This window comes from Kineothrix alysoides, assembly GCF_000732725.1.
GTDB classification, from domain to species: Bacteria; Bacillota; Clostridia; order Lachnospirales; family Lachnospiraceae; genus Kineothrix; species Kineothrix alysoides.
The window spans coordinates 407,169-429,176 of record NZ_JPNB01000001.1; the positions used below are offsets into that span (position 1 = coordinate 407,169).

Annotated in this window: 22 protein-coding genes; 21 read left to right on the forward strand and 1 reads right to left on the reverse strand. The window is 44.4% G+C overall.

Annotated elements, in window-relative coordinates:
* The first annotated feature begins 1 nt into the window (after nucleotide 1).
* The 13 genes from CC90_RS0101945 to CC90_RS0102005 all read left to right on the forward strand — a co-directional run bounded on the left by CC90_RS0101945 (nucleotide 2) and on the right by CC90_RS0102005 (nucleotide 15,499).
* A complete protein-coding gene (locus CC90_RS0101945; RefSeq protein ID WP_031389154.1) occupies nucleotides 2–1,204 on the forward strand; it encodes an AAA family ATPase in 1,203 nt (400 codons plus the stop codon).
* Nucleotides 1,205–1,415: 211 nt separating this feature from the next.
* A complete protein-coding gene (locus CC90_RS0101950; protein WP_031389155.1) occupies nucleotides 1,416–2,201 on the forward strand; it encodes an amino acid ABC transporter substrate-binding protein in 786 nt (261 codons plus the stop codon).
* Between the two features lie 218 nt (nucleotides 2,202–2,419).
* The gene (locus CC90_RS0101955) at nucleotides 2,420–3,070 is read left to right on the forward strand and encodes an amino acid ABC transporter permease (protein ID WP_031389156.1); all 651 of its coding nucleotides are present in this window, start codon (nucleotides 2,420–2,422) and stop codon (nucleotides 3,068–3,070) included.
* A gap of 18 nt (nucleotides 3,071–3,088) precedes the next feature.
* Nucleotides 3,089–3,844 carry an amino acid ABC transporter ATP-binding protein gene (locus CC90_RS0101960; protein WP_031389157.1) on the forward strand — a complete coding sequence of 252 codons (756 nt, stop codon included), beginning with the start codon at nucleotides 3,089–3,091 and terminating at the stop codon, nucleotides 3,842–3,844.
* A 157-nt stretch (nucleotides 3,845–4,001) separates the two neighbouring features.
* A complete protein-coding gene (gene purC / locus CC90_RS0101965) occupies nucleotides 4,002–4,706 on the forward strand; it encodes a phosphoribosylaminoimidazolesuccinocarboxamide synthase (protein ID WP_031389158.1) in 705 nt (234 codons plus the stop codon).
* A 61-nt stretch (nucleotides 4,707–4,767) separates the two neighbouring features.
* Complete coding sequence (purF, locus tag CC90_RS0101970; protein WP_031389159.1) at nucleotides 4,768–6,192, forward strand: amidophosphoribosyltransferase; 1,425 nt, start codon at nucleotides 4,768–4,770, stop codon at nucleotides 6,190–6,192.
* Nucleotides 6,193–6,296: 104 nt separating this feature from the next.
* A complete protein-coding gene (gene purB, locus CC90_RS0101975) occupies nucleotides 6,297–7,730 on the forward strand; it encodes an adenylosuccinate lyase (RefSeq protein WP_031389160.1) in 1,434 nt (477 codons plus the stop codon).
* Between the two features lie 93 nt (nucleotides 7,731–7,823).
* The gene (locus CC90_RS0101980) at nucleotides 7,824–9,227 is read left to right on the forward strand and encodes an amidophosphoribosyltransferase (RefSeq protein WP_031389161.1); all 1,404 of its coding nucleotides are present in this window, start codon (nucleotides 7,824–7,826) and stop codon (nucleotides 9,225–9,227) included.
* A gap of 12 nt (nucleotides 9,228–9,239) precedes the next feature.
* Nucleotides 9,240–9,920: an HD domain-containing protein gene (locus CC90_RS0101985; protein ID WP_108702604.1), complete on the forward strand. Its 681-nt coding sequence runs from the start codon at nucleotides 9,240–9,242 to the stop codon at nucleotides 9,918–9,920.
* 485 nt (nucleotides 9,921–10,405) lie between these two features.
* Nucleotides 10,406–11,698, forward strand: a complete 1,293-nt coding sequence (locus CC90_RS0101990; protein ID WP_031389163.1) for an adenylosuccinate synthase — start codon at nucleotides 10,406–10,408, stop codon at nucleotides 11,696–11,698.
* Nucleotides 11,699–11,859: 161 nt separating this feature from the next.
* Nucleotides 11,860–12,759 (forward strand): LysR family transcriptional regulator, encoded by a 900-nt coding sequence (locus CC90_RS0101995; RefSeq protein WP_031389164.1) that lies wholly within the window; start codon nucleotides 11,860–11,862, stop codon nucleotides 12,757–12,759.
* A gap of 29 nt (nucleotides 12,760–12,788) precedes the next feature.
* Nucleotides 12,789–13,397 (forward strand): HAD family hydrolase, encoded by a 609-nt coding sequence (locus CC90_RS0102000; RefSeq protein WP_242843225.1) that lies wholly within the window; start codon nucleotides 12,789–12,791, stop codon nucleotides 13,395–13,397.
* A gap of 284 nt (nucleotides 13,398–13,681) precedes the next feature.
* The gene (locus CC90_RS0102005; protein ID WP_031389166.1) at nucleotides 13,682–15,499 is read left to right on the forward strand and encodes an HD domain-containing phosphohydrolase; all 1,818 of its coding nucleotides are present in this window, start codon (nucleotides 13,682–13,684) and stop codon (nucleotides 15,497–15,499) included.
* Nucleotides 15,500–15,512: 13 nt separating this feature from the next.
* On the opposite strand, the gene CC90_RS0102010 is transcribed toward CC90_RS0102005, so the two are convergent.
* Entirely contained in the window at nucleotides 15,513–15,755 is a 243-nt protein-coding gene (locus tag CC90_RS0102010; RefSeq protein ID WP_051869414.1) for a hypothetical protein, read from the reverse strand.
* A gap of 343 nt (nucleotides 15,756–16,098) precedes the next feature.
* Here CC90_RS0102010 and CC90_RS0102020 point away from each other — a divergent pair, with 343 nt between their 5' ends.
* The 8 genes from CC90_RS0102020 to rplT all read left to right on the forward strand — a co-directional run bounded on the left by CC90_RS0102020 (nucleotide 16,099) and on the right by rplT (nucleotide 21,951).
* Nucleotides 16,099–16,602: an SEC-C metal-binding domain-containing protein gene (locus CC90_RS0102020; protein ID WP_031389168.1), complete on the forward strand. Its 504-nt coding sequence runs from the start codon at nucleotides 16,099–16,101 to the stop codon at nucleotides 16,600–16,602.
* Between the two features lie 406 nt (nucleotides 16,603–17,008).
* Complete coding sequence (locus tag CC90_RS0102025; RefSeq protein WP_031389169.1) at nucleotides 17,009–17,254, forward strand: hypothetical protein; 246 nt, start codon at nucleotides 17,009–17,011, stop codon at nucleotides 17,252–17,254.
* A 140-nt stretch (nucleotides 17,255–17,394) separates the two neighbouring features.
* Nucleotides 17,395–19,359, forward strand: a complete 1,965-nt coding sequence (thrS, locus tag CC90_RS0102030) for a threonine--tRNA ligase (RefSeq protein ID WP_031389170.1) — start codon at nucleotides 17,395–17,397, stop codon at nucleotides 19,357–19,359.
* Nucleotides 19,360–19,425: 66 nt separating this feature from the next.
* A complete protein-coding gene (locus tag CC90_RS0102035) occupies nucleotides 19,426–19,743 on the forward strand; it encodes a DUF1540 domain-containing protein (RefSeq protein WP_242843226.1) in 318 nt (105 codons plus the stop codon).
* Between the two features lie 173 nt (nucleotides 19,744–19,916).
* Nucleotides 19,917–20,561 carry a hypothetical protein gene (locus CC90_RS0102045; protein WP_031389172.1) on the forward strand — a complete coding sequence of 215 codons (645 nt, stop codon included), beginning with the start codon at nucleotides 19,917–19,919 and terminating at the stop codon, nucleotides 20,559–20,561.
* Between the two features lie 251 nt (nucleotides 20,562–20,812).
* Nucleotides 20,813–21,307 (forward strand): translation initiation factor IF-3, encoded by a 495-nt coding sequence (gene infC / locus CC90_RS0102050; RefSeq protein WP_031389173.1) that lies wholly within the window; start codon nucleotides 20,813–20,815, stop codon nucleotides 21,305–21,307.
* A 50-nt stretch (nucleotides 21,308–21,357) separates the two neighbouring features.
* Nucleotides 21,358–21,555 carry a 50S ribosomal protein L35 gene (gene rpmI, locus CC90_RS0102055; RefSeq protein ID WP_031389174.1) on the forward strand — a complete coding sequence of 66 codons (198 nt, stop codon included), beginning with the start codon at nucleotides 21,358–21,360 and terminating at the stop codon, nucleotides 21,553–21,555.
* Nucleotides 21,556–21,594: 39 nt separating this feature from the next.
* A complete protein-coding gene (gene rplT / locus CC90_RS0102060) occupies nucleotides 21,595–21,951 on the forward strand; it encodes a 50S ribosomal protein L20 (protein ID WP_031389175.1) in 357 nt (118 codons plus the stop codon).
* Nucleotides 21,952–22,008: the final 57 nt, after the last annotated feature.

The window sequence follows — 22,008 nt, forward strand, 5'->3', positions numbered from 1 at the left end:
TATGGGGCTGATTAAGAAGAACAAATTATTTCAGAAGGTTTCGGGCTGGAAGGCAAAAAGGGACGTAAGGCTGGAGGAATATGAAGACGCGAACTGGATGGAACTGGAATACGACAGAAAGTCGATTCAGGTTCATGACAGCGGACAGAGACAGGATTATATTAAGGCCTTTGCGGATCAGATAGCGGATGCGAAGTTGGAGCTTGAGAATCTGAACTTGGAATACAACACGGTTACTTCCTATTTAAAGGATATGGAGGAAATCGAAGCGCTTCCTGAGGAAGAAATGCGTGAGCTTAAGGCAAGCGCAGAGAAAATTGACAAACTGGAGAATGAGCGGGGCGTCTACCTTGGGAAAAAGAATCGTATGAGCGACGAGCGGTTTCATCAGGTGGAACGAATAGAGAAAGAAGCGCAGGAAGCCTGCCGTAAGCTTGCTTCGGCCGAGGAGGACCAAAACCGCATCAAACAGGATATGTTCCGGCTGGATGGAGAAAAGCATGCCTATTTATATAGAAAAGATGAACTGAGAAATATGATAGCGGATTCCAGAGGAATGGCAATTATCTGCGGCGCAGCCTTTGTCGTATGCTTCGCAGTGCTTCTCGTATTGCAGTATGGCATGGATATGGATACACAGCTGGGGTTTTTACTGACGGCAGGTATTGCAGCCCTTGTCATCACCCTTCTTTATCTGAGGCATACGGAAGCCATTAAGGAGCTTAAGAAAGTAGAGGCCGGCATTAACAGGATTATCCAGCTTCAAAACAGGGTAAAGATACGATATGTGAACAATACCAACCTTTTGGACTATCTTTATTTGAAATATCAGGTATCCAGTGCCAAGGAGATGAGTACCTTGTGGGAGAAATATAAGATAGAAAAGGAAGAACGTAAAAGCTACAGGCAGGCGGAGCTGGAGCTTGACGATTGCCAGCAGGAGTTGTTAAACATCTTAAAATGCTATCAGATTAAGGATCCCGCTATCTGGCTTCACCAGACAGCAGCGATTCTGGACAGCAAGGAAATGGTGGAAATACGGCATAGCCTCATTATACGGAGACAGTCGCTGCGCCGCCGTATAGACTATAATAAAGAGGTAATCATAGCCGGAGCCCAAAATGCGATAAAGGATATGGCTGATAGTTATCCTCAGTATGCGAGGGAAATTAAAGAGCTGACGGACAGATTTGGAGATATTTAGTTACTATTCAGCCTTACGGCCTTATAGCAGAGATATTTAACTTATGGAAATGTTTTGTCCTTGACAGTAAAAGCCGGGCATGATACTATGACAGCGTGCTGACAGTTTAGCAAGATGCAGTGTGACTATAGTGCAGTGCATTGGAAGAAACGTAAAGCACATTAGAAACTATCTATTGTTGTAAAAATGAGACGGATGAGGAGAACATAGTATGAAAAAGGCGATTGCACTATTATGCGCGGCAATGATGGCTGCGGGCGTGCTTACGGCATGCGGCGGAAGCGATTCGGGAAAGACTTTTACTGTAGGATTCGATGCGGAATTCCCCCCTTACGGTTATATGGATGAGAACGGTGAATACATAGGATTTGATTTGGACCTCGCAAAAGAGGTATGCGAGCGCAACGGATGGACCTTCGTAGCGCAGCCGATCGATTGGGATTCCAAGGATATGGAGTTATCCTCCGGTTCCATCGATTGTATTTGGAACGGATTTACGATTCAGGGACGTGAAGACGCTTATACATGGTCGGTACCCTATGTTGATAACAGCCAGGTGTTCGTAGTGGCGGCAGATTCCGGCATTACCTCTCAGGCTGACCTTGCCGGAAAGGTAGTAGGGGTACAAAAGGATTCCTCAGCCCTTGCAGCGCTGACCGGAGATGCTTCCGACTTAGCATCTACTTTTGAGGAACTTCAGCAGTATGGTGATTATAACGTTGCATTTATGGATCTGGAGCAGAATGCGATTGATGCTCTTGCCATCGATATCGGAGTAGCGAATTATCAGATCAGCTCCAGAGGCGACAGCTTCGTGATTCTGGGTGAGCAGCTCGCTTCCGAGCAGTATGGAATCGGATTTAAGCTGGGCAATGAGGAGCTTAGGGATAAGGTGCAGAAAACCTTGCTGGAAATGGCTGACGATGGAACTTTTATGAAAATTGCGGAAAAATACTCTGATTTCGGCTTGACAGAGAGCATTTGCATAGGAAAGTAACCGGTTAAAAAACCGCTGCAATATAATATATTCGGCAGCGGTTTTTTATGTAATAGAAAAGTGCTCCTATTACATAAAAGCCCTTCGGGCAAACAATGCGCAGCTACGCGCGGAACAAAAGTTGTGCGGCGGAAGTATTTGTTCGCGAGAGTGTGAGAAGCACACTTTTGTTCTTTTTATGGTATATTTATATATATGGCGGAAAATGGAGGCATTATATGAGCTTAGCAACGATTGTGTCACAACTTTTTAAGGGGATGGGAATAACGGTGGAAATCTTCTTTCTGACGCTGTTATTTTCTTTGCCGTTGGGGCTTGTCCTTTCTTTTGGCAGGATGTCCAAGAACGGAATATTGAAAAGTGTCAGTAAATTTTACATATCCGTTATGCGCGGAACCCCTTTGATGTTGCAATTGATTGTCGTATATTTCGCTCCATTTTACGTGTTCGGGCTAAAAATATCCTCCGGCTACCGCTTTATGGCGGTAATCATTGCCTTCGTACTCAACTATGCGGCTTATTTCGCGGAAATCTACCGCTCAGGTATCGAATCTATGCCTATAGGGCAATACGAAGCGGCGAAGGTACTGGGATATACGAGATCCCAGACGTTTTTCAAAATTATACTGCCTCAGGTAATGAAGCGGATATTGCCGCCGGTTACCAATGAAACGATTACGCTTGTGAAGGATACGTCTCTGGCGTTTGTACTTGCGGAAACAGAGATGTTTACCATCGCTAAGCAGATCGCGGCCAAGGAGACGAGTATCATGCCGTTGATGGCGGCGGGATTTTTCTATTATCTATTCAATTTAATTGTTGCCAGCTTCATGGAGTATTTGGAGAAGAAGCTGAACTATTACAGATAGGAAGGAGGGTGAAAGGAAATGAATCTGCTTGAAATCAACCATATGAAAAAGGGATTTGATGGTACGGGGGTGTTAGAGGATATTTCTTTGTCGGTGAAGGAGGGGGAAGTGGTATCCATTATCGGCCCTTCGGGTTCCGGAAAATCCACCTTGCTTCGCTGTGCGACCATGCTGGAGAAGATGGATGGCGGGGAGCTGAAATATATGGGTGAGGCTGCCGCATGGGAGGAAAGCGGAAAGTGTGTATATGCAGGGAAGCAGAAGCTTAAGGAGATACATAAGCATTTCGGCCTGGTATTCCAGAGTTTCAACCTCTTTCCTCATTACAGTGTTATGAAAAATATTACGGACGCGCCAATAAGCGTGGATAAAGTCTCCAAGAAGGAAGCGGAGGAGAGGGCTCTTAAATTGCTAAAGCAGCTTGGGCTTGAAGAGAAAAAAGATGCGTATCCCTATCAGCTTTCAGGAGGGCAGCAGCAGAGAGTTTCCATCGCACGCGCGTTGGCTCTGCAGCCTAAGATTCTGTTCTTCGACGAGCCAACCTCGGCGTTGGACCCGGAGCTTACCGGCGAAGTACTGAGAGTCATTAAGGAATTGGCAAAAGAGCATATGACGATGATTATCGTGACCCATGAGATGCAATTTGCCAAGGAACTGTCGGACCGCATTGTTTTCATGGAGCAGGGATTGATACAGCAGGAGGGAACTCCGGAGGAAATCTTTACTGCCCCCAACGAGCGCGTTAGGGAATTTATTGGAAAATTTACTGCATAATCCCCTTTTTTTCAGCACAATGGAAAAAATGATATGAGGGAAGACGGCGGTATTGATTTATAAAATTAACTGGTATATACTTCATAGTGATGATTTTGTATTTTGGTATACAATAATATTGTGTTTTTGTGCCTGATGGGGCAGAACGGAGGAAAAAATGAAGAAACTGGAACAGCTTTATGAAGGAAAAGCAAAAAAGGTGTTTGCAACGGATGATCCGGATATCGTAATCGTGGATTATAAAGACGATGCTACAGCCTTTAACGGTGAGAAAAAGGGAACGATTGCAGGAAAAGGCGTTATTAACAACAGAATGACGAACCACGTTTTCAAACTTCTGGAAAAGGAAGGCGTACCGACCCACCTTGTAGAAGAGCTGAGCGATCGGGAGACGGCCGTAAAGAAAGTAGAAATCGTTCCGCTGGAAGTAATTATCCGTAATGTGGCAGCAGGAAGCTTTTCCAAGAGACTGGGCGTTCCGGAAGGCACTCCGTTCAAAGAGCCTACCATCGAATTCAGCTATAAGAACGACGATCTCGGAGATCCGCTGATCAACAGCTATTTTGCAGTTGCTCTGGAACTGGCGACATGGGAGGAAATCGAAATTATCGAAAAATATGCATTCAAAGTAAACGAAGTACTGAAAGCATATTTTCTTCAAGCAGATATTAAATTGATAGATTTTAAAATAGAATTCGGCCGTTATCATGGAGAAATCATTCTTGCGGACGAAACATCTCCGGATACATGCAGACTTTGGGACGTTCACACGGACGAGAAGCTGGACAAGGATCGCTTCCGCAGGGATATGGGAAATGTAGAGGAAGCATACAACGAAGTCTTCAAACGTTTGGGGTTATAAAAAGATGCTGCAACGACGGATCGAAGGAGAGACAGGAGCAGATTTGGAAAATATTTCTGTAATGGGGGACCCGGATAAGCTAAGGGAAGAATGCGGCGTATTCGGTATATATGATTTTGCCGGAGGCGACGTGTCTTCTGCTGTTTATTACGGGCTTTTGGCGCTCCAGCACAGAGGGCAGGAGAGCTGTGGTATAGCGGTCAGCGATACCAAGGGACCGAAAGGCAAGGTGTTAAGCGCAAAGGAGATGGGACTGGTAAACGAATCCTTCACTCCCGAAATGCTGGAAAAGCTAAAAGGCGATATCGGTGTAGGACATGTGCGCTATTCCACTGCAGGAAGCAGCACGAGAGAGAACGCGCAGCCGTTAGTGCTTAACTACGTGAAGGGAACCTTAGGCTTAGCCCATAATGGTAACCTGATTAATGCACCCGAGCTTCGGCACGAGCTGGAGTATACCGGCGCTATTTTTCAGACCACTATCGATTCGGAGGTCATCGCGTATCATATTGCCAGAGAGCGTCTGAACACGAACACGGTAGAGGCGGCTGTCGGACGGGCCATGCAGAAGATCAAGGGAGCTTATTCTCTGGTAATCATGTCGCCGAGAAAGCTTATCGGAGCGAGAGATCCCTTCGGCTTTCGCCCTCTTTGTATCGGAAAGAGGGAGGACGCTTATGTATTGGCTTCCGAAACATGTGCGCTGGATACGATAGGAGCGCAGTACATCCGTGATGTGCTTCCGGGAGAGGTTGTCACGATTTCCCCTGAAAAAGGTATTGAATCCGATACCAGCCATTGCATAAGCGATAAAGAGCACAGCAGATGCGTTTTTGAATACATTTATTTCGCAAGACCGGACAGTTATATCGACGGAGTAAGCGTCTACAATTCCAGAATACTGGCGGGTAAATTCCTCGCCATGGATTCTCCGGTAGAGGCAGATCTCGTGGTAGGAGTGCCGGAGTCAGGAAACTGTGCGGCTTTGGGCTATTCCCTTCAGTCGGGTATTCCTTATGGGCAGGCGTTCGTTAAGAATTCCTACGTTGGACGTACCTTCATCAAACCCAAGCAGAAAAACAGGGAGACCAGCGTACAGGTCAAGCTGAATGCTTTGAAGGAAGCGGTTTCCGGAAAGAGGGTCATTATGATTGACGATTCCATTGTCCGCGGTACTACCTCCGACCGTATCGTGCGTATGCTCAGGGAGGCAGGAGCAAAAGAAGTGCATATGCGGGTAAGCTCGCCGCCCTTCTTATGGCCTTGTTACTTCGGAACGGATGTACCGGCAAGGGAGCAGTTGATTGCCTATAACCGTTCTATAGAAGAAATCTGCGAGGTGATAGGCGCCGATTCTCTGGCGTACTTAAAAGAAGAGAGATTGGAAGAAATGGTAAACGGCCTGGGCGTCTGCAAGGGCTGTTTCAGCGGAACATATCCGCTCGTTCCTCCCACGGAGGATATTAGAGGGGATTATGACATGTAAAATAAATGACCCGTGGAATTCGAGGAAGACTGCGAGTTTCACGGGTATTTTAGCGGAAAGAACAAATTGAAAAGTAAAAAGTGAAGAGAAAAAGGAGAAGCGGTATGAGCACAGATAGGTATCAAAGTCCTCTTTCAGAGCGTTATGCTAGCAAAGAGATGCAGTATATTTTTTCGCCTGATATGAAATTCAGGACATGGAGAAGGCTGTGGATTGCGCTGGCGGAGACGGAGAAGGAGCTTGGACTCAATATCTCTCAGGAACAGATCGACGAGCTGAAGACTCATGTGGAGGACATCAATTATGATGTTGCCAGGGAGAGGGAGAAAGAAGTGCGTCATGATGTCATGAGCCATGTGTATGCTTACGGCGTGCAGTGCCCCAAGGCGAAGGGAATCATTCACCTCGGCGCTACTTCATGCTACGTAGGGGATAATACGGATATTATCGTTATGACCCAGGCGCTTATGCTGGTAAAAAAGAAGCTGGTAAACGTGATGAAGGAGCTTTCGGATTTTGCGGACAAATATAAGGAGCAGCCAACCTTGGCGTTTACTCATTTTCAGCCTGCCCAGCCTACTACGGTAGGAAAGCGCGCAACGCTTTGGCTTCAGGAGTTCTGTCTGGATCTGGAAGATCTGGATCATGCACTTTCTCATATGAAGCTGTTGGGTTCTAAGGGAACTACCGGAACACAGGCTTCTTTTCTTGAGCTTTTTGACGGCGATCAGGAGAAAATCGATAGGATAGACCCGATGATTGCGAAGAAAATGGGATTTACGGAATGTTATCCTGTATCGGGGCAGACCTATTCCAGAAAAGTGGACACAAGAGTAGTCAACGTGCTGGCAGGCATTGCGGCAAGCGCTCACAAGATGTCTAACGATATTCGCCTGTTACAGCATTTGAAGGAAATAGAGGAGCCTTTCGAGAAGGGGCAAATCGGATCTTCTGCAATGGCATATAAGAGAAATCCCATGAGGAGCGAGAGAATAGCTTCTCTTGCAAGATATGTTATGGTGGATGCGCTGAATCCCGCCATTACCTCCGCGACCCAGTGGTTTGAAAGAACGCTGGACGATTCTGCCAATAAAAGACTTTCCGTTCCGGAAGGCTTTCTTGCGATAGACGGAATCCTCGATTTGTGTCTGAATGTGGTAGACGGCCTCGTAGTATACCCGAAGGTAATTGAGAAGAGACTGATGAGCGAGCTTCCTTTTATGGCCACGGAAAACATCATGATGGATGCGGTGAAAGCGGGAGGCGACAGGCAGGAACTGCATGAGAGAATCCGCACGCTTTCCATGGAAGCCGGAAAGAATGTGAAGGAAGAGGGCAAGGATAACAATTTGTTAGAGTTGATTGCGGCAGACCCGGCATTCAATATGACCCTTGGGGATTTGCAAAAGACTATGGACCCGACCAAATATGTGGGACGTTCCAGAGAGCAGGTGGAGGCGTTCCTTGTGTCTGTAATCGCACCTATTTTAGAAGAAAATAAAGAGCTGTTGGGTGTAACGGCAGAAATTAACGTATAAAGTATCGGGATGTATAGGCGTATTTTTAAGGCCGTAAGGTTTTAAGGATACGCTTTTTATACCGAAATATATGAGATAATAGGGAGAGTAGTTATGGGTGGATTTTTTGGAGTAGCATCGAAAAGTGATTGTATGTTCGATTTGTTTTTCGGAACGGACTATCACTCTCATCTGGGAACGAGGCGGGCCGGTATGGCGGTGTATGGGAAAAAAGGCTTTGACCGTTCGATTCATAATATTGAAAATGCGCCGTTTCGTACGAAATTTGATAAGGACGTGAATGAAATGAGCGGAAATATAGGTATCGGGTGTATTTCTGATTATGAGCCTCAGCCGCTGATCGTGCGTTCCCACCACGGGACCTATGCGATAGAGACGGTTGGAAAAATAAACAATATGGATGAAATCGTGGAGAAGATTTTCGCCACCGGGCATTCTCATTTCCTCGAAATGAGCGGAGGGGATATCAATGCGACGGAGCTGGTCGCGGCGGTAATCAACGAGAAGGATAATCTGGTGGACGGCATAAAGTATGCGCAGGAAATTATAGACGGCTCCATGACGATGCTGATTATGACCTCAAAGGGGATTTATGCCGCCAGAGACCGTTTGGGAAGAACTCCGGTTTCTATCGGAAGGAAGAAGGATGCTTACTGCATATCTTTTGAAAGCTTCGCCTATTTGAATCTGGGCTATACCGAGGAGAAGGAGTTAGGCCCCGGAGAAATTGTGATTATCACGCCGGAAGAAATGCATACTCTTGCAGCTCCGGGAACCGATATGAAGATATGTACCTTTTTATGGGTGTATTACGGGTACCCCTCCTCTTCCTATGAAGGATTCAGTGTAGAGGGGATGAGATATAACTGCGGTGCGCTGTTGGCCAAGCGCGATGATGTGAAGCCGGACATCGTAGCAGGAGTGCCGGATTCCGGGACCGCGCATGCCATCGGTTACTCCAACGAGTCAGGAATTCCCTTTTCCAGACCTTTCATTAAATATACCCCTACGTGGCCGCGCTCCTTTATGCCCACGATTCAGAGCCAGAGAAACTTAATTGCAAAGATGAAGCTGATTCCGGTGCACGATTTGATTCAGGATAAGAGCCTGCTCTTAATCGACGATTCCATTGTCCGCGGCACCCAGCTCAGGGAGACTACCGAATTTTTATATCAGAGCGGTGCCAAGGAGGTACATATCCGTCCGGCATGTCCGCCCCTTTTGTACGGCTGTAAATATTTGAATTTCTCCCGTTCCACTTCAGAAATGGACTTAATTACCAGACGGGTTATCAAGGACTTGGAGAGAGAGGGAAGATTTACACAACTAAGCGCCTATTCCAATCCGGAGACAGAGGAATATAAGGAGATGCTCGGGCGTATCAGTAAGGAACTGAATTTCACCTCCCTTCGCTATCATAGGCTGGATGATATGATAGAGGCGGTGGGCATCGATAGGTGTAAGCTGTGTACCTATTGCTGGGATGGAAAAGAATAAGGGGTAAAGCGAGTGAAAAAAGAAGTCTTTAACATGCTCGAAGCCCATATGCTATCTTGCATGAAGGACAGTGCACATGATAAAGCGCACATTTACCGCGTATTGTACGAGGCCTTGGATATCGCACAAACGCAACAGGATGTGGATTATGATGTTTTGATTGCCTCCTGCCTGCTGCACGATATCGGCAGACAGGAGCAATTTGAAGACCCGGCGCTGTGCCATGCGCGGGTAGGAGCAAAAAAGGCATACAGCTTTTTAGTGGAGCAGGGATTCTCCAAGGAATTTGCGGATAAGGTTTCCTCGTGTATTCTGACCCATCGATACCGAAAGGATAATCTCCCCCAAAGCATTGAGGCTAAGATTTTATTCGATGCCGATAAAGTGGATGTTACCGGTGCTATAGGCATTGCACGCACTCTTGTATACAAGGGGCAAGTATCGGAGCCGCTGTATTCTACGGGACCGGAGGGAGAAATTTTGGATGGAACTGACGATGCTTGTCCTTCTTTTTTTCAGGAATATAAGTATAAGCTGGAAAAATTGTATTCCGGTTTTCTGACGGAAAGAGGCGCTGAAATTGCGAGACAGAGGCAAGAGGCGGCTGTTGCTTTCTATGAGAGTATCCGGAGCGAAGTTAAGGGGTCTTGCCAAAAGGGCCTGGATTACCTGGACAGATACGTGGATGAATGAAGGCTGCAAATGAGTTTGCTTCGGGAAAATTGCTTTGAGGTAGTTGCTTTTGGGTAGTTGCTTTTGAATAGTTGCTTGAATAGTTGCTTTTGAGTAAATGCTTTGAGGTAGTTGTTTTTGAGTAAATGATTTGAGGTAATTGCTTTTGAGTAATTGTTTTTGGGTAGTTGTTTTGAAGCAATTACTTTTATGTAATTACTTTGAAAGAAGCTACTTTCTTACATAGCATCGGTCTTTATGATTTATTTTTTAAAACTCAATATAAGAACAGGTTATGTTACTCATAAATAATATTGATTTTATTTATGAGTAATTTTATTGTATAATTGTAAAGTATTCGGGAGGAGTAAATATTATGATGCCCCGGCATACTAGTGTATTGACTTGTTTCTAATGAGACTGGCAAAACTCTTAGTCGAAGGAGGAACGGGACCGCACATTTTATGGAACAAGGGAAAATTTAAGTTTGCAGGAGGAAATCGACTATGGTAAAGGCAGTTGTCGGCGCTAACTGGGGCGACGAAGGAAAAGGTAAAATTACAGATATGCTTGCACAGGAGGCGGATATTATCGTTCGTTTTCAAGGAGGAGCAAACGCAGGGCACACTATTGTGAACAACTACGGTAAGTTTGCGCTCCACACGCTGCCCTCGGGGGTATTCTACGACCATACGACCAGTGTGATCGGTAATGGAGTAGCCTTGAATATTCCGGTTCTTTTTAATGAAATCAAGTCTATTACGGATAGGGATGTGCCGATGCCCAAGATTCTGGTGTCGGACAGAGCCCAGATTGTAATGCCTTATCATATCTTGTTCGACCAATATGAGGAAGAACGGCTGGGTGGGAAATCCTTTGGTTCTACCAAGTCCGGTATTGCACCATTTTATTCTGATAAATATGCAAAAATAGGCTTTCAGGTAAGTGAGCTTTTTGATGATGAGCTGTTAAAGGAAAAAGTCGTGAGGATTGCGGAAGCAAAAAATGTGCTTTTGGAGCATCTGTATCATAAGCCTTTGCTCGATCCTGAGGAACTGCTCTTGACGCTTCACAGCTATAGGGAAATGGTGGAGCCATATGTCTGCGATGTATCCGCCTTTTTGGATCAGGCGATAAAGGAAGGTAAGACGATATTGCTTGAGGGTCAGCTTGGTACGTTAAAGGATACGGACCACGGCATTTATCCCATGGTGACATCTTCCTCTACTCTGGCTGCTTACGGCGCGATAGGGGCAGGAATTCCTCCTTATGAAATAAAAGAAATCATTACGGTATGCAAAGCATATTCTTCAGCAGTCGGAGCAGGTGCTTTCGTATCTGAAATTTTCGGAGAAGAGGCGAATGAACTCAGACTAAGAGGCGGCGATGGAGGAGAATTCGGTGCTACTACAGGACGTCCCCGCCGCATGGGGTGGTTTGACTGTGTCGCTTCCAAATACGGCTGCAGACTACAGGGAACTACCGACGTGGCATTCACGGTTCTGGACGTGCTGGGCTATCTGGATAAGATTCCTGTTTGCATAGGTTATGAAATCGACGGCGAAGTGACGACCCAGTTCCCCGTAACAGCGAAGCTGGAGAAGGCAAAGCCGGTACTTAAAACGCTGCCGGGCTGGAAATGCGAAACCCGCGGAATCAAGACCTATGAAGAGCTTCCGGAGAATTGCAGGAATTATATCGAGTTCATCGAGGAGCAAATCGGTTATCCGATTACGATGGTAAGTAACGGACCGGGAAGAAATGATATTATCTATAGAAAGAGTCTTTTACAAAGATAATAAAGTGCCGCATGACCGCAAAAAGTGGTCATGCGGCTTTTGGCTGAAGTGATCGTGGTATGTTCGCGGAGTCTTACAGGCGGGAAAAATAAATAGTCAAGCTGTTAGGGATATGGTACAATAAGGAAAACGAAACGGGCATGAAAGCGTAAGGGCAGAGGATGACGAATAATCTGGAATATTACAAGGTTTTTTACTACGCCGCGAAGCTGGGAAGTCTGACGATGGCGGCGGAGATGCTTTCCATATCCCAGCCGGCGGTAAGTCAGTCGCTGAAGCAGCTGGAGAGCCTTATCGGAGCGAAGCTCTTCGTCAGAGTCTCCAAGGGAGTAAAGCTGACGGCGGAAGGCGCACTTTTATATAGCTATGTGGCAAAGGGCTACGAGCAAATAGAGCTGGGGGAAAAGAAGGTAGCGCAGATGCTCAATCTGGAATTAGGGGAAATGCGCATCGGTGCCAGCGATATGACACTTCGTTTTTTCCTGCTTCCGTACCTGGAAAAATTTCATGAACAATATCCGGGAATTAAGGTCACGGTAACAAATGCCCCAACGCCTGAGACTTTGTATTATTTGCAGGAGGGGAAGATCGATTTCGGTGTGGTGAGTACCCCATTTGAGGCTGTATCCGGCATACAGGCAGTGCAGGTAAAGGAAATAGAGGATATTTTTATCGCAGGCCGCAAGTTCATCCAATATAAGAATAAAACGCTGGACTTGAAGGACCTGGAAACGCTGCCGATTATTTCGTTGGAAAAGAAGACGAGCACAAGAAGCTATATGGATAGTTTTCTCGAAAAAAACGGGGTAGTGATGAATCCGGAATTTGAACTGGCAACCAGTGATATGATCGTTCAGTTCACCCTGCGCAATCTGGGAGTCGGGAGTATTATGAAGGAGTTTGCAGCGGAGCATTTGGAATCGGGGAAGATATTTGCGCTTCGTTTTAATAAAATCATACCTAAGCGGCATTTTTGTGTCGTGACGGATACGGGGAATTTATTGTCCGCCGCCGCGAGAAATTTACTGCAAATGATATGCAGCGATAAAGAGGACAAATAAGAATAATTGCGAAAAGGCTTTAGGAGGAAATGACAGTGATAAATACAATTATTTTTGATATAGGTAATGTACTGACAGGATTTGAGTGGAAGGCATTTTTCCAAAAGTTCGGCTATTCGGAGGAAATACTGGACAGGATTTCAAAGGCTACAGTGGAGAGCGGAACATGGGCTGAATACGATAGAGGAGCTTTGTCGGATGAAGAGATTATGAATGCGTTCATCGCCAACGATCCTGGTATTGAAAGGGAGCTGAGGGAGTCGCTGGAAAATATTCAGGGAATGCTTATAAGATATGACTATGCGATTCCGTGGATAAAAGAGTTAAAAGGAAAGGGGTACCGGGTGTTGGTTTTATCTAATTTTGCCAGCCGCGCTGCCAGTGACTGCAAGGATGCCTTGGACTTCCTTGAATATGTGGATGGAGGAATCTTATCTTATAAGGAAAAATTTATTAAGCCTCAACCGGAAATCTATGAGTTGTTAATAGACAGATATCAATTGAATCCAACAGAGTGCGTGTTCTTGGACGATACGTTAGCCAATTTGACGGCTGCGGAGAAATTTGGCATTCATACAGTTCATTTTCAAAACAAGAAGCAGGCCGAGATGGAGCTGTCCAAACTGGGCGTTAAGTAGAAAAGTACACATGTTGTAATTCAGGGTTACTGTTCACACAGCAGCTTAACACTTGCTGTTAAGCTATGTAAGAACGTGATTCAAGAGATGATTTCTGCTTCGCAGAGCCAATTTACATGCAAAATTTTTGCATTGCAGAAATCATGCGTTGCTGAGAACGGAGTGAACAGTAACAATTCAGGAAAATGATGCACAGCTCACTTTTGTTTTATAATTTACAATGAATTCTGTGTACAATGGAAGTAAGATTTTGTACGAAAGATAACGTTTAATTGGAGGCTTATATGTTTAAATACTTAAAAGATAAACTAAGCAGGCACAAAAGCGATCCTTTTAAAAAAGAAGGTCTTAAGATATGTGCAATATACCTTGTAATCGGGCTTTTCTGGATTTATTTTTCCGATAGGATTGTCAATTACCTCTTTAAAGACGAACATGCCATTTTAAGAATAAATACCTATAAAGGGACGGCTTATGTGCTTTGCACGGCTCTGATTCTTTATTTTCTCATTTCGGACCTTCTGAGAAAGGTGGAGATAATGAAAAGAAAGCTGAACGAAAGCTATGACGAGCTGTCGGCTTCCAACGAAGAGCTGCAGTCCTATGTGGAGGAACTGACCGCTTCGGATGAGGAGCTGCGCACCCAGTACGATCAAATCGTGGAATACGGAGAAAAGCTTAGGGTAAGTGAGGAGAAATATAAATCTCTGATTACAGAAATGCAATTAGGATTGGCGCTTTACGCAGGAAATCCGGGAGATGATCTCTATCATTATAAAGTGGTGGATACAAACTACAGTCATGAAGTTTTAACGGGATTCAAACAGAAGGACATCTTAGGGAAATATTTCTATGAAATTCACGTAGACATGGAGCCGGAGAACGCTGCGAAGCTGATACATACCATTACCACCGGAGAGCCTACCCGCTACGAAAGACTTCAGAAAAAAACAAATTATTATTACGAAGTTATCGCTTATAGGCCTATGGATAATCAATTGGCAATTATTGTAAATGACATTACAAAGCGCAAGCAGGCGGAAGGACGGCTGAACTTCTTAAGCTATCATGACCAGCTTACTGGCCTATTCAACCGCAGATTTTTCGAGCAGGAATTGGTTGCTTTGGATAAGGATGAGAATTATCCTCTTATGATTACGATGATAGATATAAACGGACTAAAGCTGGTCAACGATTCCTTCGGGCATGCGACAGGTGACAAATATATTCAGATGGTGGCTAAGGTGCTCATTGAGGGTACGAGAGATCAGGACGTTGTGTGCAGACAGGCGGGTGACGAATTCATTATCTTCTCTCCGAAAACGGACGATGCACAAATGCAGAAGATTATTGAAGATATGAACGAGGCAGCCAGAAAAATGGATGTCAATTCTGTTCCTCTTTCGCTGTCCTTCGGTTACTGTGCGAAGAAAAGCAGCGATGAACCGCTGCCAGAGGTTATGAAAAGGGCAGAAAGATACATGTATAAGAAGAAGTTGTTAGAAAGCTCAAGCGTAAAGGGGAAGACTGTCTATACGATCATGACTACCCTGCATGAGAAGAATCCAAGAGAGGAGCAGCATTCCCGAAGAGTTTCCCAGCTTTGCGAGAAGATGGGCGTTGCGATGGGCCTTAGGGACGATGAGGTGAAGGAGCTTCGGACGGTGGGACTTTTACATGATATCGGCAAAGTAGCTATAGAAGAAGGAATCTTAAATAAGCCCGGAAAACTGGACGAAATGGAATGGGAAGAAATCAAGAAGCATCCAGAAATAGGTTACCGGATACTGAGTACGGTAAGCGATCTTTCGGAACTGAGCGAATATGTGCTTTCCCATCATGAAAGATGGGACGGAAAAGGCTATCCCAGGGGGCTGAAGGGCGAGGATATACCGCTTCAGTCGAGAATCATAGCAATTGCGGACGCATACGACGCGATGCGAAGCGAGAGAAGTTATCGCAAGGCGCTATCGAAAGAATATGCGGTCAGCGAGTTAGAAAAGGGAGCAGGAACTCAATTCAACGAGTCCTGTGTCAATGTTTTTATCGAACAAGTAGTGAAGGATGACGATATCTACGAGTGTGATTTGTGCAGCATATGATGAAGAGGAGTTTTTACTCCTCTTCATCCTTTAAAATATCCATGGAGGCGATGGTATGCTTGTCCTTGAACTTTCCGTAAAGCCATATGTAAATCCATAAGAGAATGGGCAGACCGATGGTCGCCACGAGGCAGGCTTGGAAAAGAGTGCCTGAGCCGGGGAAATCCAGCAGGGCAATTACAAAGGTAGCTACGTATAAAAGAACCAATAGGACTATGCAGATCCAAGCGGCAATCTGTTTCGATTTTTTCTTCATAGGAACTCCGTTTCTTATTTCATATTTTATACATAACATAGCACATTCCGCATGAAATGGAAATAATAAAAGTCCCCGAAAATGTATTTTTACATTTCCGGGGACTTTTTTAGGGGAGGATAAGTATTTTTTCTTATCTTGGGTAGTTATCAAAGGAGGGGGTTCCTTTGATAGTTTTATTATTGACGGCATTTTCGGCTTTATTCATAAAAAATAAAAAAAATTTACTTTTTTTAAAAAATATTATATACTATCAATAGTTTGGACATAGTTTTCTGTTTTTAACGGAATAGTTAACTCGGATTTGAAGAAAAATATATAATAAGCAGAAGGTGGTATTACAATGGCATTATTAAAACAGTGGCATGACATGGCCTATTCGGAAACAGCCAATAAAGGCGATTTACAAAGACTCTGGGCAGATTATTTTCAGAAAGAGAAAGAAATTTATACAAAGCTTCTGGAGAATCCCGAGGAAGTAGTAAAAGGTACCGTGAAGGAACTGGCTGAGAAGTTTGATGTTGATATTATGACGATGATAGGTTTTCTCGACGGAATCAACGAAAGTTTGAAGGTCGTGAACCCTATTGACGAGATGGAGGAGGACACGGAAGTTTCTCTCGATTTCGATAACGAGCTTCTTTATATGAATATGGTCGGTGCAGGTGCGGACTGGCTGTACGAGCTGGAAGAGTGGGAAGATATTTTCGATGAGGAAAAGAGAAAAGAGCTTTATAGAATACAGAAGGTTTCTACTACGATTGTAAAAGGCGCTAAGACATATCCTAACGATCCCTGCCCTTGCGGAAGCGGTAAGAAATATAAAAAATGCTGCGGCAAAAAATAAGAATGCTGCAGTAAAAATAAGTATGTCTCAGAAAAAATAAGAATATGCTTAAGCAAAAATAAGAATAAGTCTTTACAGATTAAAAAAAGTAGCATAGAATGATAATAAGCAATGAAATATGGATAATACAAGGAAGAGAAGAGTAAGGTGCGGGAACGTATCAGAGAGGGATACCTGCTTGCCAAGGCAAGCGGAGCTGGAAGTATTCCGACGGAAAGCATCCGAAGACCATCTCGGAGTGACCCCAATCAGGTCCGGCGGCACCGTTATCGCCGAATGAAGCGGCTTTGTTTTAAACAAGGCAAAAAGGGTGGAACCGCGTAAGACAGCTATACGTCCCTTACATCGTACATAGAGTGCGATGTAGGGGATTTTTTGTACGCCAAAATAAAAGGAGGAAAATGAAATGCAGGAAAGATGGAATGAGTTACAGCAGATTTTGGAAGAAATGACGATAATGAAGAAAAGGGAATACGCTTTGACCCTGACCGTTTGTGTTTTGGCCGGTCTGGTAATCGGAATGCTGATTTCACCGAAGAAAAGAGTGATGATCGGAAGCAATAATGGGAACAACACTGGAAACAATAATGTGAGCGGCTTAGATGCCGATGAGTTCTGCGACTGCGAAGATGATTGCTGCTGTGAGGAATAACTGAGGGCGGCGATAGGAAAGCAGTGAAGAAAGAATAAAGAAAACGAAATAAAAGAAGAGATGAAGAAATAAAAGAGATAGAAAAGCTGGAGAAGTAAAAGTAACAAAAGCAATAGAACAGATAAAGGAGTTGGAAATTAATGAAAATAACTTTAAAAGATGGGAGCAGTAAAGAATATGGTTCGCCGATGCGTGTTATCGATATTGCGGCGGACATCAGCGAGGGCCTTGGAAGAGCGGCATGTGCCGGAGAAATAGATGGTAAGGTTGTGGATTTACGTACTGTTGTGGAGCAGGACTGTGCGCTTAATATTTTGACTGCAAACGATAAAGAGGGGATAAGGGTAGTCAGACATACGGCTTCCCATGTGCTGGCGGAGGCGGTCAAGAGGCTATATACCGACGCGAAGCTGGCAATCGGGCCGAGCATCGACACCGGCTTCTATTATGATTTTGAGCATGAGCCATTTACAAGAGAGGACCTTGACAATCTGGAAGCAGAGATGAAGAAGATCATTAAGGAAGGGAACTCCTTGGAGAAGTTCACACTCTCCCGTGAAGAGGCGATAAAATTTATGGAAGAGAAGAGCGAGCCTTATAAGGTGGAGCTGATTCGTGACCTTCCTGAGGATGCGGTGATTTCTTTTTATAGTCAGGGCGATTTCGTGGATTTGTGTGCGGGGCCTCATCTCATGAGCACGAAGGGAATCAAGGCGTTTAAGCTTATTTCCTCCTCCGGCGCATATTGGAGAGGCAATTCCGATAATAAGATGCTCCAGAGAATTTACGGTACGGCTTTTAATAAGAAAGAAGAGCTTGCCGATTATTTGGAGTATTTGGAGAACATTAAGAAACGTGACCACAATAAATTGGGCCGCGAAATGGAGCTTTTTACTACGGTTGATGTAATCGGTCAGGGACTTCCGCTGCTGATGCCCAAGGGAACGAAGATGATTCAGACGATGCAGCGCTGGATTGAGGATGAAGAGGAAAAGCGCGGCTATATGAGAACGAAGACTCCTCTCATGGCAAAAAAAGATTTGTATGTGATTTCCGATCACTGGGATCATTACAAGGAAGGCATGTTCGTACTGGGAGATGAAAATGATGAGAATGCGGAAGTTTTCGCACTTCGCCCTATGACCTGCCCGTTCCAGTACTATGTATACAAGCAGAGCCAGAAATCCTACAGAGACCTTCCCTGCCGCTATGGTGAGACATCCACTCTTTTCCGTAATGAGGATTCGGGAGAGATGCACGGACTTACCAGAGTGCGCCAGTTCACTATTTCCGAGGGCCATTTGGTCGTGCGTCCGGATCAGGTGGAAGAGGAATTCAAGGGGTGTGTGGACCTGGCGAAATATTGTATGACGACTCTCGGTCTTCAGGACGACGTATCGTACCGTTTGTCCTTATGGGATCCGAACAATCAGGATCACTACCTTGGAAATGCAGAGCTTTGGGATGAGGTTCAGGATATGATGCGTACGATTTTGAATCACATCGGAATCGAGTATACGGAGGAAGAAGGAGAGGCGGCGTTCTACGGTCCTAAGCTGGATATTCAGGCGAAGAACGTATACGGCAAAGAGGATACGATGATTACGATCCAGCTCGATATGTTCCTTGCGGAGCGCTTTGATATGACCTTTGTGGATAAGGACGGTGAAAAGAAGAGACCTTATATTATTCACAGAACTTCCCTGGGATGCTACGAAAGAACGTTGGCATGGCTGATTGAAAAATATGAAGGAAAGTTTCCTACATGGCTCTGCCCGGAGCAGGTGCGTGTCCTTCCCATTTCCGAAAAATATGAAAAATATGCGCAGGAAGTAGAAGAAAAATTAAAGGAAAACGGCGTGCTCGCCACCATGGATAGCCGTTCTGAAAAAATTGGTTTTAAAATCCGCGAGGCGAGACTTGCAAAGCTTCCGTATATGCTTGTAGTCGGGCAGAAGGAAGAAGAGGATAAGACCGTTTCTGTAAGAAGCCGCTTTGCGGGTGATGAGGGAGTGAAGTCCCTGGAGGAGTTCGTGGAGCAGATTTGTAAGGAAATCAGAACAAAAGAAATAAGAAAAGAAGAAGTGCAGGAAGAAAGCAAATAGCCGTATATTTTCTATAAAAGAAAGCCATACTAACCATGGTAATATTTTTGTCTGATAGGAGGTTAGATGATGGCTCAGTTAGATTGTATAGTGGATAGTTGTGTTTATAACAAAAGCGAATGTTGCTGCAAGGGTGACATAATGGTAGGAGGAAAGCATGCGCATCACGAAGACGATACTTGCTGTGAAAGCTTTTCCGAGAAAAGAGGAGATTCCTATACCAGTGCGTTGGAGCATCCTTGCAAGACGATAAGCATAGACTGCGAGGCGTCTAAATGTGTGTATAACAGCAACTATAAATGCTTTGCCCAGCACGTGGATATTAAGGGCTGCGGCGCGTCCGATTGCAGGGAAACAGCCTGCGCTACTTTTAAGGAAAGATAGAATGTGGTAAAAAATCTCCGCAGAGAGAAAAGCTTCGCGGAGATTTTTTTTGCTGTAATTGTTACGGAATTGCGAATTTTATTACATTTTTTGTTTTTTCACTTGTATATAAGAAATATTTTCTCTATAATAGGAAAGTATAAAACGATTTTGTGGGAATTACAGGGGTTAGTATGAAGAATAAGAAAATAGCTGCTTTGGCAGCGGCAGGGACACTGACGATATTGGCAGTGTGCGGAACCTTCGCAGTGAAAACGGTTTTTGCAGCGGAGGAAAGAATATCGATATCCGGTTCGGAAGAGTCCAGGCAGACGATGCTTAAGGACGATACCGATACGGAAGCCTTAAAGGTATATAAAAAAGAAGTGTATAGTGAGGAAGGGTGCACGTTTCTCCTTCCGGAAGGATATGTTGCAAGTGATAGTATAGAAGGAATGTATATTTCGGAAAGAAGGCCGGTAGATTCTTCCAATATTTATTATTCCGTTTCCGAAGCGGCGGATGCAGAAACTCTGGGTGATGCTTTGGCTTCCGGCTCTTACAAGACAGAAGTGGAGAAACGCTTCAAGGAAGCTTACGGTGCGGAGGCGGTTATTGGAACTTACCAAATGCAGAAGCTTATGGTGGACGGATGTCCGGCATATAAGATCGAGCTTTCCTGTACCTTGGAGAATATGACGATGGAGCAGCTCATTTACATCATTGCAGCGGACAGAACATATACCATTACGTTTTCCCAGTCGCCGGACGATGAGAGGATGGAGGAATTCGCGCAGAGTGCCCAGACGATTCAGATGGTCTTTCAGGAAAACGAATAAAATTTAGCGCTTGACATACGAAAGAGTTAATGTTACACTATTTAAGCGTGTGAAGTACGCGGATAAAATCAAGCAGAGTATCCACTCTCACCCTATAGCGATCGGGCTCATAGGCGTTTATACTCCGAAATTTCCCGTCTGTGTGATATTTCACATAATGCGGGCAGCGAGGATGTACATTTGGTGGATAGTTATGCTATCCACTTTTTTATGCTTATTATTACGAGGAGGGCAAAACCATTAGCGATTTATTGATTAACGAACAGATTAGAGACAAGGAAGTACGTGTTATTGGCGAGAACGGGGAGCAGCTAGGAGTTATGACCGTAAAGGATGCTATGAAACTGGCTGAGGATGCGGAACTCGATTTGGTAAAGATTGCACCTACTGCAAAGCCACCTGTTTGTAAAATTGTTGATTATGGAAAGTTCAAATATGAACAAGCCAGAAAAGAAAAAGAAGCGAAAAAGAAGCAGAAGGTAATTGAAGTAAAAGAAATTCGTTTATCTCCGAACATTGATACCAATGATTTGAATACAAAGATAAGCGCAGCCAAGAAGTTCATAACTAAAGGTGATAAGGTAAAAATAACTCTTCGTTTCCGCGGACGCGAGATGGCTCATATGGCAAGCAGCAGGCATATTCTGGAGGATTTTGCTCAGACATTAGCAGATATTGCGGTTGTGGAGAAAGCTCCGAAAGTGGAAGGCAGAAGTATGACGATGTTTTTAACTGAAAAGCGTTAGTTCGTACAGTTAAAATATATAAAATTGATGGAGTATAGGAGGAATTGAATATGCCAAAAATGAAGACAAGCAGATCGGCTGCTAAACGTTTTAAATTAACAGGAACAGGTAAATTGAAGAGAAACAAAGCTTACAAACGCCATATCTTGACGAAAAAGTCCGCGAAGAGAAAGAGAAATCTCAGACATTCGGCTATTACAGATGCAACCAATGTTAAGAATATGAAGAAGATTTTACCTTATTTGTAATACCAATATTTTTTTGAGTCGTAAGGAGGACAATGAGACATGGCAAGAATTAAAGGCGGCGTGAATGCCAAGAAAAAACACAATAGAGTATTAAAGCTTGCAAAAGGTTACAGAGGAGCAAGATCAAAACAGTATAGAGTAGCTAAGCAGTCTGTTATGAGAGCTTTAACGAGCGCTTATTCAGGAAGAAAAGAAAGAAAGCGTCAGTTCAGACAGCTTTGGATCGCTCGTATCAATGCGGCAGCCAGAATGAACGGCTTATCTTACAGCAAATTTATGTATGGCTTAAAGCTTGCTGAAGTGGATATGAACAGAAAGATGCTGGCAGAGCTGGCAGTAAACGATGCAGAAGGCTTTGCAGCACTCGCAGAACTTGCAAAGAGCAAGATCGCGTAATAAACTTAAAGACATGATAAGTTCAATTGCTTAATGAAACGGTAATTGTATCATATA